This window comes from Corynebacterium tuberculostearicum, assembly GCF_016894265.1.
GTDB lineage: Bacteria > Actinomycetota > Actinomycetes > Mycobacteriales > Mycobacteriaceae > Corynebacterium > Corynebacterium tuberculostearicum_D.
This window is the reverse complement of the sequence record NZ_CP069791.1, coordinates 1376656-1392162: the sequence shown is the minus strand read 5'-3', so window position 1 is coordinate 1392162 and position 15507 is coordinate 1376656. Positions and strand designations below refer to the sequence as shown.

The window sequence follows — 15507 nt, the reverse complement described above, 5'->3', positions numbered from 1 at the left end:
GGTGGACCTCCAGGTTGTGGGTTAGCTCGCTTTAGCTTAGCGCGAGAAAGGCTAGATTTTAGCTAGGCACGCGCGGCAAACTCCGCATGTGCGCGGCGGACATTCTCATAGCTGATCCGGTGCTCCGGGCACGCTCCAAGCGCCGCAATTGCGGCCTCGTGTGCCTTGGTCCCATACCCCTTATGGCTGGCCAACCCGTAGCCGGGGTACCGCGCATCCAGCTCGTGCATCAGGTGATCGCGGCTGACTTTGGCCAATACACTCGCCGCGGCAATGCACCGTGCGGCCGCATCGCCGCCGATAATGGGCAGGTGGGGTTGGGCAAGGCCGGGGATAAAGAGGGCGTCGGTAAGCACATAGCCCGGACGCGCTTCCAGGCGCCCAACCGCCCTGCGCATGCCGGAAATATTGGCGTGCTGGATGCCGCGCTTATCGATGTCCCCCGCACCAATATGCACTACAGACCAGTCCACAGCCTTGTCCTTAATGAGTGGAAAGAGCCTCTCGCGCTGTTTGGGAGTTAGCTTCTTTGAATCTGTAAGCTGCGCCAACTCCTTGATCGGCCGATCGGGCATGACGCAGGCTGCGAGGGTAATCGGTCCGCAGCAGGCACCGCGCCCAGCCTCATCTACGCCGGCCACCGGGCCTAAACCGGCCTTGCTCAATGCGACCTCGTAGGTGCGTCGCTGTTTAAGCCGCCGCATGCGAAATTTCCGGGTGCTCCACTCCGCCCCAACGCGAAAGCGGCAAAATGACGGCCTCAACGCGCCCGCGGACGTTGTCTACCGGCACGGTGCCCTGCAGGTGGTCGCCCAAGTGTGCACGGGAATCGAGGGAGTTGGTGCGATTATCACCCATCACCCAAAGGTTTCCCTCGGGGACGGTGACCGGGCCAAAATACTCGCCGCCGCACTCCTGCGAGCCCACACTGGGGTCTACGGGAATCTCCGGCGGATCGAGGACGAAGGATTGGTCAATAGGCTTTCCGTTCACCATGACCGCAGGGTCGCCAGCCTGACAGCTCACCGTCTGCCCGCCGGTAGCAATGACGCGCTTTACCAGGATATTTTCCCCATTGGGAAGCAGCCCTACGGCCGCCAAGGCATTTTGCGCGCCGCGCACAAAAATATTGTGCGAGCGATTGACCTCAAACTCGTTATTCCACGACTCGGGCCCTTCAAAAACCACCACCTCCCCGGGCTTGGGGTCCGTGAAGTAGTAGCTGACCTTTTGCACGGCAATGCGATCATTTTTGCAGCCGGGACACCCGTGCAGGGTCGGTTCCATCGAAGCAGAAGGAATGACATACATCCGCCCCACCAGCGCCTGCAGGAGTACTAGCAGGACAAAGCCTGCCACCACGGGGATGAGAAAATCCCGGGTGCGCAGGCGTTGGGAGGAAGGCTTATTCCTGAATGTCCGGGTCATCGACCCCACCAATGCGGGTAAACGGCCAGAATACGAATTTCACCTTGCCGCGGACGTTTTCTACTGGAACCGTGCCGTGGAACTTATCGGTCATGTGGTAGCGCGAATCGGCCGAAGCGGTACGGTTATCGCCCATCACCCAGATATTGTCCTCCGGGACCTCGACGGGACCAAAGTACGGACCACCACAGGCCTCCGAGCCGGTCGACTCATCTACCGGATACGTTGGTGGGTCTTGCACGTAGTCCTGCTCGATGGGTTTGCCATCTACCATGACAGCAGGATCGCCCTCCTGGCAGGACACCGTCTGTCCGCCGGTAGCAACCACACGCTTGACCAGAGTATTTTCGTCTGGGGGTGCCAAGGATACGAAGCTCAACACATCCTGCACGCCATGAATGACCGGATTGGACGAGCGCGGTGAGACGTAGCTGGAATTCCAGTCCTCAGTGCCTTTAAATACGACGACATCGCCTGGTTCTGGCTCGCCGTCGCCGTAGTAAGAGATCTTTTCCGTAAAGATACGGTCATTTGTGCAGCCCTCGCAGCCGTGGAGAGTCGGCTCCATCGAACCCGATGGGATCACATACTGCCGGCCGATAAAGTTCTGGAATAGTCCGACGACCACGAGAACCGTCGCCACTACCAGAAGGGTTTCCAGCAGCCACGGCATTTCTTTCTTCTTAGTCGCCTCTTTGCCTTGCTGGGTGGCGTCGCCCTGTACTGGGTGGGCCCCCTCGCCTTCTGGCGGCTGTTCCTGCGAGATGCTGTCTTTATTCACGCGCTAGATCCTAGCAACCCCATGTCCGGATTCCGGCCTTATCCCCCTCGCGGCAGGAGGATTCACAGACAACTTTCCGTTTAGATCAGGGCTTCCAACTGTGAATTAAGCGAAATTGGGCATAGAAAAATCCTCCTGCATCCACAGTTGGGTGCAGGAGGAAGCTGGCGCGCAGCGCGCTAGTACTAGCGACGCTCCTTGATGCGAGCCTTCTTGCCGCGCAGATCGCGCAGGTAGTAGAGCTTCGCACGGCGGACGCGGCCACGGCGGGAGACCTTGATGGACTCCAGGTTCGGGGAGTGAACCGGGAAGGTACGCTCAACGCCGATACCGAAGGAGACCTTACGGACAGTGAAGGTCTCACGGATGCCGGAACCCTGGCGACGGATGCAGATGCCCTTGAAGAGCTGTGCACGCTCGTTGTTGCCCTCGATAACCTTTACGTTAACGTCGAGGGTATCGCCTGGGCGGAAGGACGGGATATCGTCGCGCAGCTGTGCTGCATCGACCTTGTCAATAATGTTGGACATGCCAATATTCCTTTTCAGTTTGGGACAGAGGACCCTAGCGGCGTACTGCCTAACCGGTTCGTGCCCGTTACATAGAACGGTGCACTATTTTTCCACATCCACCGGCAGGAACCAAATTTCTCCCCAGCACTACTTTCTCCCCATTACGTTGTTGGCAGTTCCGCTTGAAGGGGCCCAGGATTCGTACTCCTAGCCCCATGCTGGGGCAGGTTATGTTTATCTGCGTTCCTTCTGCCTTGTGGCAGTGGAACTAGTCGCTGGCTTCGGTATGGCTTGTTTTCGTCCCTGTCTGAAAATGATCCGGGGGGTGATGCCACCGAAGGCAGTGACATACTCCAGACTGCTAATAGGAACCTGACCCGCACAGAATGTGCGAAGTCTCAAAGTAATGTGGATGCCAGCGTGAAGTATGTCCGACCACCAGCGATGAAATAAGTCCCATACTCATTCAATTCGCTAGGAGGTCTAGCATGACCTACGACTATGTCATCGGCATGGACGTCGGTAAATATTTTCACCACGCTTGCGTCTTAGATATCGACGGCACCCAGGTGCTATCTAAGCGCATCAACCAAAACGAAAAATCCCTGCGCACACTGTTTTCAACGTTCAGCGCACACGACCACAAAGTCCTTGTCGTCGTGGACCAGCCAAATAACATTGGTCGACTAACTGTCGCAGTTGCTCAAGATATCGGAATCGACGTGCGCTACCTTCCCGGTTTGGCTATGCGTCAACTCTCACGCATCCACGCTGGCAATGCCAAAACTGATATCCGGGACGCCTATATCATTGCCCACGCTGCAAAGAACCTTCCGGAGTCCCTCCGCAGCGTCGACCGTGTCGAAGAAGCTTTCCTCCAGTTGAAGGTCCTCAACGGTATCGACGAAGACTTAGCGCGGTCCTACACCAGGCTCATCAATCAGATTCGAAGTGCACTAGTAGGCTGCTACCCGCAATTCGAACAGGCCCTTCGCGGTCAGATAATCCACCGCAAGTGGGTTCTGCACCTACTTGCGCGCTACGGTGGACCGACCAAGGTAAAGCGCCTAGGTAAGGCCAAGGCAGCTGCCTTTGCTCGACGATATAAGGCACGCAATCCCGAACCTGTCCTCGATGCCATATTCGCTGCTATCTCTGAGCAAACAGTCACCATTGCAGGTGCGCACTATGCCGAAATGGGCATAGCAATGTCGGCGAAAGACGCACTCTTAAAACTCGAACATCGCAAACAAATCGAGCAGGAAGTCATCGAGCTCATCAACGACATCCCCCACACTCAAATCCTGCTATCCATGCCAGGAATCGGACCAAAGACGGCAGCACAAATTCTCATGACCGCGGGCGACATGTCCGACTTTCCGTCAGCTGGGCACTTGGCCTCTTACGCTGGTTTGTCGCCCCGAACGAATCAGTCCGGAACCTCGATCATGTCGAACTCACTGAACCGTGCCGGCAATAAAAAATTAAAGAACGCCCTATGGCAATCATCTTTTGCATCCATCAGATTCCACGAGCGTTCCCGGCAATTCTATGAACGAAAGCGCCGTGATGGCAAGAGACACAACGCCGCAGTAGTGGCACTAGCCCGCAGACGGCTCAACGTCCTCTACGCCATGATGCGCAACCACGAGCGCTACCGCGATCCCGCCTTACAACAGGAAGGAATCGCAGCCTAAACACCAAGAACGAAACAGCCGACTGGGAAAACCCAGTCGGCTAGCAGGCATGCCCGAAAACCACACGACCAAACAACCCCGTAGAGAGAATCCGCCCCCGATTTCTCCACCCGCGAGGTTGACAACCTATATAGGAACACCCCCCTCCCAAGCTACGCCGCCGCAGCAGCCGGGAAGCGGACTAGGTGCTCATCCAGGATTTTCGCCGTACCCAAGTGACGCGCGCGGAAGACCACATATGAGGCGAAAAGTGCGATCAGGGTAAATCCGAGCAGCGCTGCCATTCCAGTCCAGAACGTCGCATCATGAATCCCATCAGTGGCACGCGTGAATGCGCCTTTGGCGTAGGTCATCGGGTGGAAAGGATGCATCAAACTCAACGGGCGGGGAATCGCGGCCACCGGCCACACACCACCAAAGACCATCACACCGAGGGCGAAAATTCCCGCAGCAAAGATGCCACCAATCTTTCGCCCAAAAGTCACGTGGAAGAACTGGTAAGTCGCCGCACCCACCGCTGCGATCGCTGCTACTACCCCGAGAATCATGGACCAGCTAGCCGGTGCCCACCCCAAAGTTGCTGACATCAGCGCCATAAAGGCAAGGACAATGAAGTTGAGCACGGTCAGCGTGATGAACGCAGACAATATTCCGCGCGCAGGATGCGCAACTGGGGTTCCTTTACGGCCGAGGTAATAGGGAAACACCATAGCCACCAGCAGCATGACGAGGAAGCCAAAGACGAGCACTAAGAGCAAAGAGGCACCGCCGGTGACGTCCTTGCGGGTGGGGTCCGTGGAGCTTATTGCTGTTTGGACTGGGTGCACATTGGACGCGGTGAAGTTAATGGGAACGGCCATGTTTTGAGCTGAGTCTTCCGGTTTGGAGATAGATGGCGCTTTGGCTGCACCATCTGCCAGCTTCTGTGAGAGCTCACCAGAACCGGCCTTTAGCTTATCCATACCACCCTTGAGCTCGGCACCACCGGCTGCCAAGCGGTCTGTTCCCGTCTTCAGGGTGCCAGTCCCGTCGTGGAGGCGGCTCGCGCCATCGTGCAGCTGAGCGGCGCCGGTGCCAAGTTCGCCAACGCCGCTGTGTAGCTCCTTCGTGCCATCAGCTAGACGGTGCGCTCCGCCATTGAGTTTGTTCATGCCGCCCAGATACTCCGAATTAGGATCTGAAAGGTTGTAGTACAGCTGACCGGTACCATTAGAAAGTTGCTCTAGTTTATCCACCATGTTGCCACTCGTGGCCGGATCAAGTTTGGATACGAGCGAGTGGAGCTGTTCAGCCTGCTGCCCCATACCCAAGTTACGCAGCACCTCTACCAGTTGCGACAGGGCAGGAACCACGACCTGGGCCTGTTTGAGCACTGGGATAAGCATTCCCGTGAGCTGATTGACTCCACCATCGATCTGGCCGGCACCGTCGGCGAGACGGCCGGTGCCAGCAAGCAGCTTATCGGAACCTTCAGCAAGTTGTGTGGCACCGTCATCCAGGCGAGCGGCACCTTCATCGAGTCGCCCGACTCCCTCATTGAGACGGTTTGTGCCATCAAGCAGCGCACCAGTTCCATCATGTAGCTTTCCTGCACCGGCTCCCAGCTGACCTATGCCGGCGACCGCACGACCTCCACCTTCTTGTAGCTTCCCGGCACCTTCATCAAGACGTCTAGCACCATCGGCGGCAGTGCCTATTCCATCACTTAGCTTATTGAGCCCTTCTATTACCTGGTCAGCGTATTTTTTCGAGATTGCATTTTCCACGCTGGTTTGCACCTGCGGGATTAGGCTCGAAGAAATAACGGAGCCGTTAGTTCCGTAATAGTCATTGCTAGCGAAGTGAATTTCAGGTTTGACGGGCTTATCACTGATGATGGACACCGCTTTTTTGGAAAAGTCCTCAGGGATGGTCACCACCAGGAGATATTTGCCTTTAATCAGCCCTTGATCCCCCTCATCCTTATTCACCTCTGCGAAATTCAGGTAATCGGTATCCAGCAGCCCTTCTACCACCTGAACGCCGTAGTTGGTATCAACGCCTTGCTTGTTGACGCCCGCGTCTTCATTCACCACCGCTAGGTCGATTTTGCGCATGTATTTGGATGGGTCCCACATCGCCCACATCATGGTTCCGGCAATAATAATGGGTGCAACCAGGAAGAACACGATGAACAACCGTGCCAATGCACTGCGCGGACGCCAGTCCAATACGCGGTGCCAACCCAACACTCCCCTGCCATGGCTGGCTTTAGCAGCTTTGCTCATTTCCCTCTCCTTGTAATTAAAATGGCACCAAGCGTCTTTTATTTAGTTTTGGCAAACTTACCATTTTGAAACAATCTCGGCGCGCATTGGACCCCACGTCGTGGAGGAATTCTCCCCTCTGGAATGTATAAGCTCCCACCGTCCGCAACGATGGGAGCAAAAAGCAGCAGGTAGAAAGGCTAGTCCACGACGATTAGAAGCCTGCCTTCTTCAAGGCATCGGCCATGGCTCCACCACCACCGGAGCCACCTCGACCGCCAGTGCGGCCGCGCGAGCCGTCCCGGGATCCGCGCCCAGATTTGTGGCCAGAGCGCTTTCCTTCGCCCCTGGCTCCGGATTTGGCGGAACCGCGTGGGGAATCACCGCGGCGTTTAGGGGCCGGCTGCCCCGGGTCATCATCCAAACGGAGGGAGAGACCGATGCGCTGGCGCTCCACATCAACCTCCATGACCTTCACCTTGACCACCTGGCCAGAGCGCACGACCTCGTGCGGATCGGAAACAAACTTGTGGCTCATGGCAGAAACGTGGACGAGGCCATCCTGATGGACTCCGACATCCACGAAGGCGCCAAATGCCGCCACGTTGGTCACCGTGCCCTCAAGAATCATGCCCGGGGTGAGATCGGAGACCTTATGTACGCCTTCTTTAAAGGTGGCGGTCTTGAACTCAGGGCGCGGGTCGCGTCCGGGTTTATCCAGCTCGGCGATGATATCGGTCACCGTAGGAATGCCGAAGGTCTCATCCGCAAAGTCTGCGGGCGCCAGCGTGCTAAGTACGCGGGTATTGCCAATAAGTTCAGAAATACCCAGGCCCGTCTTCGCCGCGATGCGGGAGACGACAGGATAGGCCTCTGGGTGTACGGCGGAGGCATCTAGCGGATCAGTACCGCCGTTGATGCGGAGGAATCCGGCAGACTGCTCAAAGGCCTTAGGTCCAAGCCGCGGTACCTTCTTCAGTTCCTTGCGGGAGGCAAAGGCCCCATTTTCGTTGCGGTAGGAAACGATATTGGTGGCGATGGTGGAATTGACGCCAGCTACGCGCTCGAGCAGCGGGACGGAAGCGGTATTGAGATCTACGCCCACGCCGTTTACCGCACTTTCCACCACGCCATCGAGGGTGCGGGCGAGCGCCGTCTGGTTAACGTCGTGCTGGTACTGCCCCACACCAATAGCCTTCGGATCGATCTTGACCAACTCAGCCAAAGGATCCTGCAAGCGGCGAGCGATGGAAACCGCGCCGCGCAGTGAGACATCCATGTCGGGAAATTCCTCCGCCGCAAGCGGCGAGGCGGAATAGACCGAGGCGCCGGACTCCGAAACCACCACAGGAGTGGGTCGTTGACCGCCGGCTTGCTTGATAAGGTCCGCAATTTCCTGGGCGAGCTTCTCGGTCTCGCGGGAGGCGGTGCCGTTGCCGATGGCCAAAAGGTCTACAGAATGCTTGGCGCACAGGGTCGACAGCGTTTGAACTGCTTGGCTCCACTGGTTCTGCGGCTGATGCGGGTAGACAATGGCGGTATCGAGCACCTTGCCGGTTTTGTCCACTACCGCGCACTTCACACCATTGCGGTAACCCGGATCCAAGCCGATGGTGGCACGCTGGCCAGCAGGTGCCGCGAGCAGCACGTCGCGCAGATTGGTGGCAAAGATCTTCAGCGCGCCTTCCTCCGCGATCTCTTTTAGCCGCATGCGAACGTCCAGGCTAGAGGAAATATAGAGCTTGGTGCGCCAGCCCCAATGGACGGCGTCGGCAAGCCACTTGGAGGAGCGATCCAGCTCGAAGCGGGAGGCGATTACATCCTCGTAGTCGGCGTCATCGCCGGCATCTAGCTGCAGCTGCAGCACGCCCTCATTCTCGCCACGCAGCAGCGCCAAAATGCGGTGCGAAGGCAGCTTGTGGAAGGGCTCGTTGAAGTCGAAGTAATCCTTAAACTTCGCGCCTTCGGCCTCCTTGCCCTCAACAACGTGCGCGCCCATGGAGCCTTCAGTGAACATGCGCTCGCGTACTTCACCCACCAGGTCCGCGTCGAGCGCGAAGCGGTCCACCAAGATGGCCCGGGCGCCGTCGAGGGCCTTCTTGGTGTCCTCAAAGCCCTCGGTGGTAAAGGCCTGTGCCAACTCTTCTGGAGCGGCGTTGGGATCCGCAATGAGCTTATCGGTCAGCTCCTCAAGGCCGGCTTCGCGGGCTATATCGGCCTTGGTTTTGCGGCGTTTCTTATACGGCAGATACAAATCTTCTAGGCGCGCTTTGGTCTCGCAGGCAAGGATTTGCTCCTTGAGGGCGTCGCCAAGCTTGCCCTGCTCTTCAATCGCCGCAAGGATGGTCTCCTTGCGCTCCTGTAGTTCCTTTAGATAGTTCGCGCGCTCTTCAATGGTGCGCAGCTGGGAGTCATCCAGCCCGCCGGTGGCCTCCTTGCGGTAGCGGGCGATAAAGGGCACTGTATTGCCCTCCGCAAGCAGCTGCAACGCGGTAGAAACCTGCGATTCCTTGACGTTGAGCTCGGCGGCGATAGTGGCCGCAATATTCACGTGGTCTCCTCACTCTTTCTCGAGGTTTGGGATTAGACCCACCCAATTTACCGCACGGCCCCTCCACTGCCTTCGCTTGCCGACGCCCCCCTAGACGCACAAAACCTCCTTTCCCAGTAAGGGAAAGGAGGTTGCTGCGGCGCGCTCTTAGTAGATAACCACGCGGGCGTTATCGCCGCCGGAGCAGGAAACGCGCGAAGAGCTACCGGAGCAGTACATGGTGTAGGTACCACCGGTGGCCGGCGAGTAGACGCTCAAGGTAGCGCCGGTGCCGCCGCCGGCGACCCAGTTATTCATAAACGCGGTATAGACGTTGCTGGCAAAACCGCTGGAGGTTTTGCTGGTAGCTGGATAGTAGCTAGTGAAGTCACTCCAAGAGTGCCCATTGCTGCTGCCAGAAGACGCTGCCTGTGCCGGCGCTGGAGCTGGAGCATCCATAGTCTTGGTCACCGTGACCGGGCTGGAATCTTCATCCTCATCCTCAGCATCGTCCTTGGACGAGGAACCGGAGTGCTTGCTAGATCCGGAGCCGGAGCCGCTATTGGCATCAGCCTGCTGGAATTGACTATCGGCGGCCGCGCTAGTCGATGCATCATCCTTGTTATTGGTCACGAACATGATGACCATGGCGGCCACCGCGATGACCGCCACAATTGCTGCGATAATTGCCGCGATGGTGGCGCCGCCTACGCCACCGCTTTGCTGCGGCTGGGAATAATACTGCTGATTGTACTGGGGCGGCTGTTGGTTATATCCACCGTAGTTATTGCCATTGGGAGCCGTCATAGTTCAGGGACCACCTTGGGAATAGGAACCTAGAGGGAATGTCCCCTTCACTATAACCTTAGAAGGCATATGCGCTGCAGTTTAGGCATGAAAAAGCGCTAAATAATTGTCCAGATTCCGCTTATAACCCAGAATCCGCCCGCCACACCGCCGGGGCACCAGGCCCCATCTCCGTAAAACCGATTTCCGCACTGCCTACCCACGAGGCTGCCGGCGGCAAGCAGTCTGCTACCGAGGAAGCCACCGTGGCCAGGGGCTGCGTGGTCTCTCCGTTTACGATGAGCCGCCACACCGGTATTCCTTGTGGCCACTGACCGCTCTTGAAGCGATACTCCTGCGCTAGCGGGCTGCTTTCCGAGGTTTCCTCCGCTACCTGGAGAGTGAAAATACTTAGCGGCTCAAAGCCCCGTGCACGCAGCTCCTCTGGCAATGCTTCGAGGCTTTTCGCCCACTCCTGGGTTACTAAGAGTACCGAGAGGTCAGCGCTTACCTCCATTAGCCTTCACCCTGGGTGTTGGCTTCTTGTTCCAACTGCGCGATGAAGGCTTTGTCGTCCTTATCGAGCTCAGCTGCCTCCAAAAGTTCGGGACGGCGTTGCCACGTGCGCAGCAATGCCTGTTCCCTCCGCCATTTGTCTACCAAACCGTGGTTTCCTGAGGTGAGCACCTCCGGCACGGCTAGGCCACGCCACTCTCGCGGCTTGGTATAGCTCGGGCCTTCCAAGAGACCATCAGAAAAAGAATCTTCCTCATGAGAGCGCTTATTTCCCAGCACGCCGGGGATGAGTCGCACTACTGCCTCAGCAATCACCAACGTTGCCACTTCCCCACCGATCAACACATAATCGCCGATGGAAACCTCGCGCACGCGGTAGCGCTGGGCGGCGTCATCCACCACGCGCTGATCGATGCCCTCATAACGCCCGCAAGCAAAAACAATGTGCCCCTCATTGGACCACGCCCGCGCATCTGCTTGGCTAAACGGTTTTCCGGTTGGCGTCGGCACGATAAGCAGTGGGAGGTCGCTATCCTCATCGGCCGTGGCATCAACCGCATAGGCTTGCGCCTCAACCCCTTCTAATTCATCGTGGCGCGGACGGTTTAGGTGTGGCAACGCAGACTCTAGATTGGGCGCACTTTCCCGCGTGGCGACGCTATCGAGCGCCGGCCCCCAAACTTCTGGCTTCATAACCATGCCGGGGCCACCACCGAACGGCGAGTCATCGACAGACTTATGCGCATCCGTAGCCCACTGCCGCAGATCGTGCACACCTACTTCAAGGCGACCTTGTTCAATGGCCTTCCCCAAAAGCGCATGCCGCAACGGGTCCAGGTACTCCGGAAAAATGGTGATGACGTCAAGCCTCATAGGTCAAGCAGTCCTTCCGGCGGATCGATGGTGCACGTTCCAGCCTCTAGGTTCACCTCAGGAACAATGGCATGCACGAAGGGAATGAGCGCCTCCTTGCTGTTGTCGAGTTTTACCTCCAACAAATCTTGACTTCCGCCGTGGATGACCGATGTGACCTCACCGATCCCCTCACCCGCCAGAAGTACGCGAAGCCCTTCCAGCTCATGGTCATAAAAGCCATCATCATCACTGTCGAGCGGAGCGGCAAAGAACTTGGTACCACGTAGGCTATCCGCCGCTGTTCGGTCTTTGATCTCTTCAAAGGTAACGAGCAGCCTTCCCTTATGGCTCCGGACCGCCTTGATAGTTAGTGTGTGCTCCTTCTTACCCTGCGTCCCCTGAAGAACTTCCCCTACCGCAAAGCGCACCTCCGGTTCATCCGTAGTGGCCTCGACTACGACTTCACCTTTCACGCCGTGCGATTTAATCACGCGACCAATCATCAATTCCATAGCGGAAAGTCTACAACACAGACCTCTTTGCCCTTGTCAGTCATGAATTTTGGCGCTTTGGAAAGCAAACCCAGAATTTGAGTCTTATTGTCGTTAAAGTGGGCTCATGAGCGATCTACCGACCAACTCCCCGGACACGTTCGGCGCGGCTTCTCACTCAGGTGAGGATTCCGTCATGTCCGCGCTAAACCTGCTGGACATCGCGCCTGATACCGATCCGCACCGCCCGCGCCCGGGCGTACAGCGCGTCTTAAGCGCTGATGGTGCCAACCTCATTCTCTTTAGCTTCACACCAGGACAGTCTCTGCCCGATCACAAGGCCGCACATCCCATCACCGTGCAGGCGCTGCGCGGTGAGCTTGACTTCAGCTACGGCAGTGAAACCATCACGCTCACCCCCGGCTCTATCGTGCACCTTCCTGCATATGAGGTGCATAAAGTCGAGGCCACAAGCGAGAGCGGCAACCCTTCCACCCCCGCAATTTTGCTGCTCACCATGCTGACCAAATAATTTATACGTACATAGGTTTTGTTGATAAAATGAATTTTATGGAAACGCACAATAAGCCCTACCATCATGGAAACCTCCACGATGAGCTGCTCCGTATCGCTGTTCAACTGGGCAAAAGAAGTGGCCCCGATGCCATCACCGTCCGTGCGGTCACCCGCGAAGCAGGAGTGTCTCCTACCTCCGCTTACCGTCATTTCAAGGACCAAGAAGAACTGCACGATAAGGTAGCTGAGCTTGCGACCGATGAGTTGGTCCGGCGTTTACACGAGACTACCGAGACAGCAGTGGGCCTAGATTTTCCAGAACACCTGATGCAAATCGGCTACGCCTACCTCGAGTTTGCCCTAGATGAAACCAATTTCTTCCGCTGCATGCTGGAGTGGAAGGCGCTGCGTTTCATGCTTGGCGTAGATCCCAATACGGAAGATGATCCGAAGATGGATCACCTACAGCAGATTCGCGATTTCTTCGCCCTGTTGTCCCGCCACGCGGAAGCGCTGGACAACACCACTGGCCCTACGCATTTCATGCAGAATGCCCTGTTGGCTTGGTCGGCCATTCATGGATTTACCGTACTTGCCATCGACGGCCCTTTGTCCCGGCTTCCACGCGAGCAGATCCTCGAGCTTTTCACACCGGTTGTTGCAGGTGCACTGCGCGGCATGGACTTTAAGGAACCCTCTAACGTCTACAGCCGCTACCCCAACTACAAGCCACAGAACTAAGGGCGAACTGGCATATCCCCAACATGGATGACGCACGTTTCCTAGCGCGTCACTGCCAGTAGCGACCGCGCACGCAGCCCCGCCACGGACTAGCGTGCGCGGTCGCTACTGTGTGCCGGCCCCTCCCCCTACAACTACAAAGGCGGGTTAAGTAGCAGAATGTGTGTCCGCTCGGCGTGTCGCGGGCGGGTACACGGTTAGTTACTTCATGGGGCCTTTTCTGATTCCTATCGAGTGTTCGTACTCGGTTGGGATAGCGTTGTCGTAGAAGGCTGGTCGTCCTGTTTCCTGGTCGGCTTTGTTGTGGTCTTCTTCGGCAAGATCGTTGACTTTGGCGAGTTGATCTTGGCCAAAATTGCACTGCCTGGCGATTTTTAGCGGATCGTCAGGCAGTTGCTTTTTGGTGTGGAGGTACCACTCGAGCATTTTTCGTTGGCGTTCCCCAGACCTGCCTCGGTGCGCATCGGCGATGCGTTTGAGCTGGGCGTTGATGCCGCCTTCAAGACTGTTTGTCGTTGAAGCCCAGCGTTGAGGATCAAGCGCATGCGGTGGTGGCTGCAGGTAGGTAAACAGCCAATTGTTGCGCGATAGGTGCAGCAGTGAGTTGTAGGCTTTGCGTACCCGCAGGTGAGTCCATTCCCACTGGTTATTGAGTGTTCGGCGCTCTTTTGGCACGGATGTTTTCTCGTTGAGGAATGTTTTGAATACCTGACCGAAGTCGTGCAGGCGCAGCGTCCACTCCCGTGCCTGGTCGAGCGTGGTGACACGGGTTAGTTTCAACGCCAGTGTGTAGATGGCTTTGCCGGCGTCGGTACGCGGCCGCGAGGTGGTGTAGCGGCGGATGACGCGTTGCGCATGAACGAGGCAACGCTGAATCATTGCGTTTGGCCAGCAGGCTTTAATCGCGGTGAGTGCGCCTTGTCCGCCGTCGAGGACGACGCAGAGCGGCTCGGCGATTTTGCGAAGTAGCTGCGTGTATGCGTGGGCGGTTTCGTGTTTGGTCCAGTGCCACGCAATGACGTGGTCGCGGCTGGCTGCCACAAGCAGACAGCCAGCTGCGGTGTAGGTGCCGTCGATGAAGATCTGATCGTAGACGCGCTGCAGGGCACCGTCGTTGGGGATGTCGATGAGCCAAAACGGTTCGAATCGGCGATCAAGCGTCCAGCGACTCACCCTTTGTTGCCCGGCGAGTTCAGACAACGTTGCTGTGGAGGTGGCATAGGAGACGAAGGCTTTAAAGTTGCGGGCCTGCGTGCGATCGGTGCGGGTTCGTGTTGTGGAGCTACCGCAGTTCGGGTCTTTGCACCGCCACCTGGTTGTGCCTTTGGATGTGGTTCCGTTTTTCTTCATTTGCCCAGTACATACCGGGCATCGTGGCCTGTTTTTACTCACCCGGAAAGCACACCAACCCCCGACTAGCACATGGGGGTGCCATTCCGATGGATTGAACACGAAACGCGCGGATATAAGCACCAAGACCTTATATCCGCCCGATTTACCCAACCTGAGCAGCAAGATCACTGTAACTCAGACACACTTTCTGCTACTTAACCCACAAAGGCCCCGCCACTACGACCAGTGATCGTAGCGGCGGGGCCCGAAGCTAGAAGCGCTTTGCGCTTAGCAAGGGAGGCAGATTACTCTGCGGACTCCTCAGAAGCTTCCTCAGCCTTCTCCTCGGCCTCAGCGTCAGCTTCGCCGGCGGCAGCAGCGGCAGCCTCTGCAGCAGCGGCTTCCTCAGCAGCCTTCTTCTCAGCCTCTTCCTTGGCCTTCTTCTTCTTTTCGGTGATGGCCTCGATGGTCGGGCCGTTGTTGGCCTCAGCCAGTGCCTCGTTGAAGATCTCCAGCTTGGACTTCTTCTCCTCAGCAACCTTCAGGGTGCCCTCTGCGCCCGGCAGACCCTTGTGCTTCTGCCAGTCACCGGTGACCTTCAGCAGAGCGAGAACCGGCTCGGTTGGCTGTGCGCCAACGGACAGCCAGTGCTGTGCACGCTCAGAGTCGATCTGGATGAGGGAAGGCTCTTCCTTCGGGTGGTAGATGCCGATGTTTTCGATGACCTTGCCGTTACGACGGGTGCGGGCATCAGCAATAACAACGCGGTACTCAGCAGCGCGGACCTTGCCCAGGCGCTGCAGCTTGATCTTGACAGCCATGTTGGCTCCTTTACTAGTCACTGGGCAGTACAGACGCGCACTAGGTTGTGCGCCGGTTCAACCCTTGGATTTTATCTGCGCGTGACATACCGGCCGACCGTAGACGGGAACGGTGCTACGCAGAATATTACGTTCTTCAGTTTATCTAGCTCAGAATATCCGAGTAGATAGCCTGGGATATTTTAGCGCGAGTAGCTGCATTTTCAAAAATTACTACGCCACGCACGCAGGTTCGTTATGCCTGCGATAGTGAAG

Annotated in this window: 15 protein-coding genes; 3 read left to right on the top strand and 12 right to left on the bottom strand. The window is 57.2% G+C overall.

The annotated features are described in order from the left end of the window. Nucleotides 1-62: 62 nt before the first annotated feature. The 4 genes from I6J28_RS06695 to rplS form a co-directional block, all read right to left on the bottom strand. Nucleotides 63-704 carry a ribonuclease HII gene (locus I6J28_RS06695; RefSeq protein ID WP_204608523.1) on the bottom strand — a complete coding sequence of 214 codons (642 nt, stop codon included), beginning with the start codon at nucleotides 702-704 and terminating at the stop codon, nucleotides 63-65. Further along, complete coding sequence (gene lepB, locus I6J28_RS06690; protein WP_204608521.1) at nucleotides 691-1428, bottom strand: signal peptidase I; 738 nt, start codon at nucleotides 1426-1428, stop codon at nucleotides 691-693. The genes I6J28_RS06695 and lepB (I6J28_RS06690) overlap by 14 nt, the downstream gene beginning before the upstream one ends. Continuing rightward, entirely contained in the window at nucleotides 1406-2209 is an 804-nt protein-coding gene (gene lepB, locus I6J28_RS06685) for a signal peptidase I (protein WP_204608520.1), read from the bottom strand. Before lepB (I6J28_RS06685) ends, lepB (I6J28_RS06690) begins: the two co-directional genes overlap by 23 nt. A gap of 185 nt (nucleotides 2210-2394) precedes the next feature. Then, nucleotides 2395-2739, bottom strand: coding sequence for a 50S ribosomal protein L19 (gene rplS / locus I6J28_RS06680; RefSeq protein ID WP_005325245.1), 345 nt, complete (start codon nucleotides 2737-2739; stop codon nucleotides 2395-2397). 470 nt (nucleotides 2740-3209) lie between these two features. Here rplS and I6J28_RS06675 point away from each other — a divergent pair, with 470 nt between their 5' ends. After that, entirely contained in the window at nucleotides 3210-4418 is a 1209-nt protein-coding gene (locus I6J28_RS06675) for an IS110 family transposase (RefSeq protein ID WP_204608518.1), read from the top strand. Nucleotides 4419-4570: 152 nt separating this feature from the next. On the opposite strand, the gene I6J28_RS06670 is transcribed toward I6J28_RS06675, so the two are convergent. The 6 genes from I6J28_RS06670 to rimM all read right to left on the bottom strand — a co-directional run bounded on the left by I6J28_RS06670 (nucleotide 4571) and on the right by rimM (nucleotide 11863). Further along, nucleotides 4571-6685 carry a YhgE/Pip domain-containing protein gene (locus tag I6J28_RS06670; protein ID WP_204608516.1) on the bottom strand — a complete coding sequence of 705 codons (2115 nt, stop codon included), beginning with the start codon at nucleotides 6683-6685 and terminating at the stop codon, nucleotides 4571-4573. A gap of 193 nt (nucleotides 6686-6878) precedes the next feature. Continuing rightward, nucleotides 6879-9215, bottom strand: a complete 2337-nt coding sequence (locus I6J28_RS06665; RefSeq protein WP_204608514.1) for a Tex family protein — start codon at nucleotides 9213-9215, stop codon at nucleotides 6879-6881. A 147-nt stretch (nucleotides 9216-9362) separates the two neighbouring features. Next, a complete protein-coding gene (locus tag I6J28_RS06660) occupies nucleotides 9363-10001 on the bottom strand; it encodes a hypothetical protein (protein ID WP_204608512.1) in 639 nt (212 codons plus the stop codon). Between the two features lie 121 nt (nucleotides 10002-10122). Continuing rightward, nucleotides 10123-10497 carry a hypothetical protein gene (locus I6J28_RS06655; RefSeq protein ID WP_204608509.1) on the bottom strand — a complete coding sequence of 125 codons (375 nt, stop codon included), beginning with the start codon at nucleotides 10495-10497 and terminating at the stop codon, nucleotides 10123-10125. Next, nucleotides 10497-11369, bottom strand: a complete 873-nt coding sequence (gene trmD / locus I6J28_RS06650) for a tRNA (guanosine(37)-N1)-methyltransferase TrmD (RefSeq protein ID WP_204608505.1) — start codon at nucleotides 11367-11369, stop codon at nucleotides 10497-10499. Before trmD ends, I6J28_RS06655 begins: the two co-directional genes overlap by 1 nt. Further along, nucleotides 11366-11863 carry a ribosome maturation factor RimM gene (gene rimM / locus I6J28_RS06645; protein WP_204608502.1) on the bottom strand — a complete coding sequence of 166 codons (498 nt, stop codon included), beginning with the start codon at nucleotides 11861-11863 and terminating at the stop codon, nucleotides 11366-11368. The genes trmD and rimM overlap by 4 nt, the downstream gene beginning before the upstream one ends. A gap of 106 nt (nucleotides 11864-11969) precedes the next feature. Here rimM and I6J28_RS06640 point away from each other — a divergent pair, with 106 nt between their 5' ends. Then, nucleotides 11970-12374 (top strand): cupin domain-containing protein, encoded by a 405-nt coding sequence (locus I6J28_RS06640; RefSeq protein WP_204608499.1) that lies wholly within the window; start codon nucleotides 11970-11972, stop codon nucleotides 12372-12374. A gap of 38 nt (nucleotides 12375-12412) precedes the next feature. After that, nucleotides 12413-13099, top strand: coding sequence for a TetR/AcrR family transcriptional regulator (locus tag I6J28_RS06635; RefSeq protein ID WP_239454571.1), 687 nt, complete (start codon nucleotides 12413-12415; stop codon nucleotides 13097-13099). Nucleotides 13100-13300: 201 nt separating this feature from the next. Here the strand turns inward: I6J28_RS06635 and I6J28_RS06630 are convergent, their stop codons facing one another. Continuing rightward, complete coding sequence (locus I6J28_RS06630; RefSeq protein ID WP_204608493.1) at nucleotides 13301-14491, bottom strand: IS1249 family transposase; 1191 nt, start codon at nucleotides 14489-14491, stop codon at nucleotides 13301-13303. A gap of 245 nt (nucleotides 14492-14736) precedes the next feature. After that, complete coding sequence (gene rpsP / locus I6J28_RS06625; RefSeq protein ID WP_005325261.1) at nucleotides 14737-15252, bottom strand: 30S ribosomal protein S16; 516 nt, start codon at nucleotides 15250-15252, stop codon at nucleotides 14737-14739. Between the last annotated feature and the right edge of the window lie 255 nt (nucleotides 15253-15507).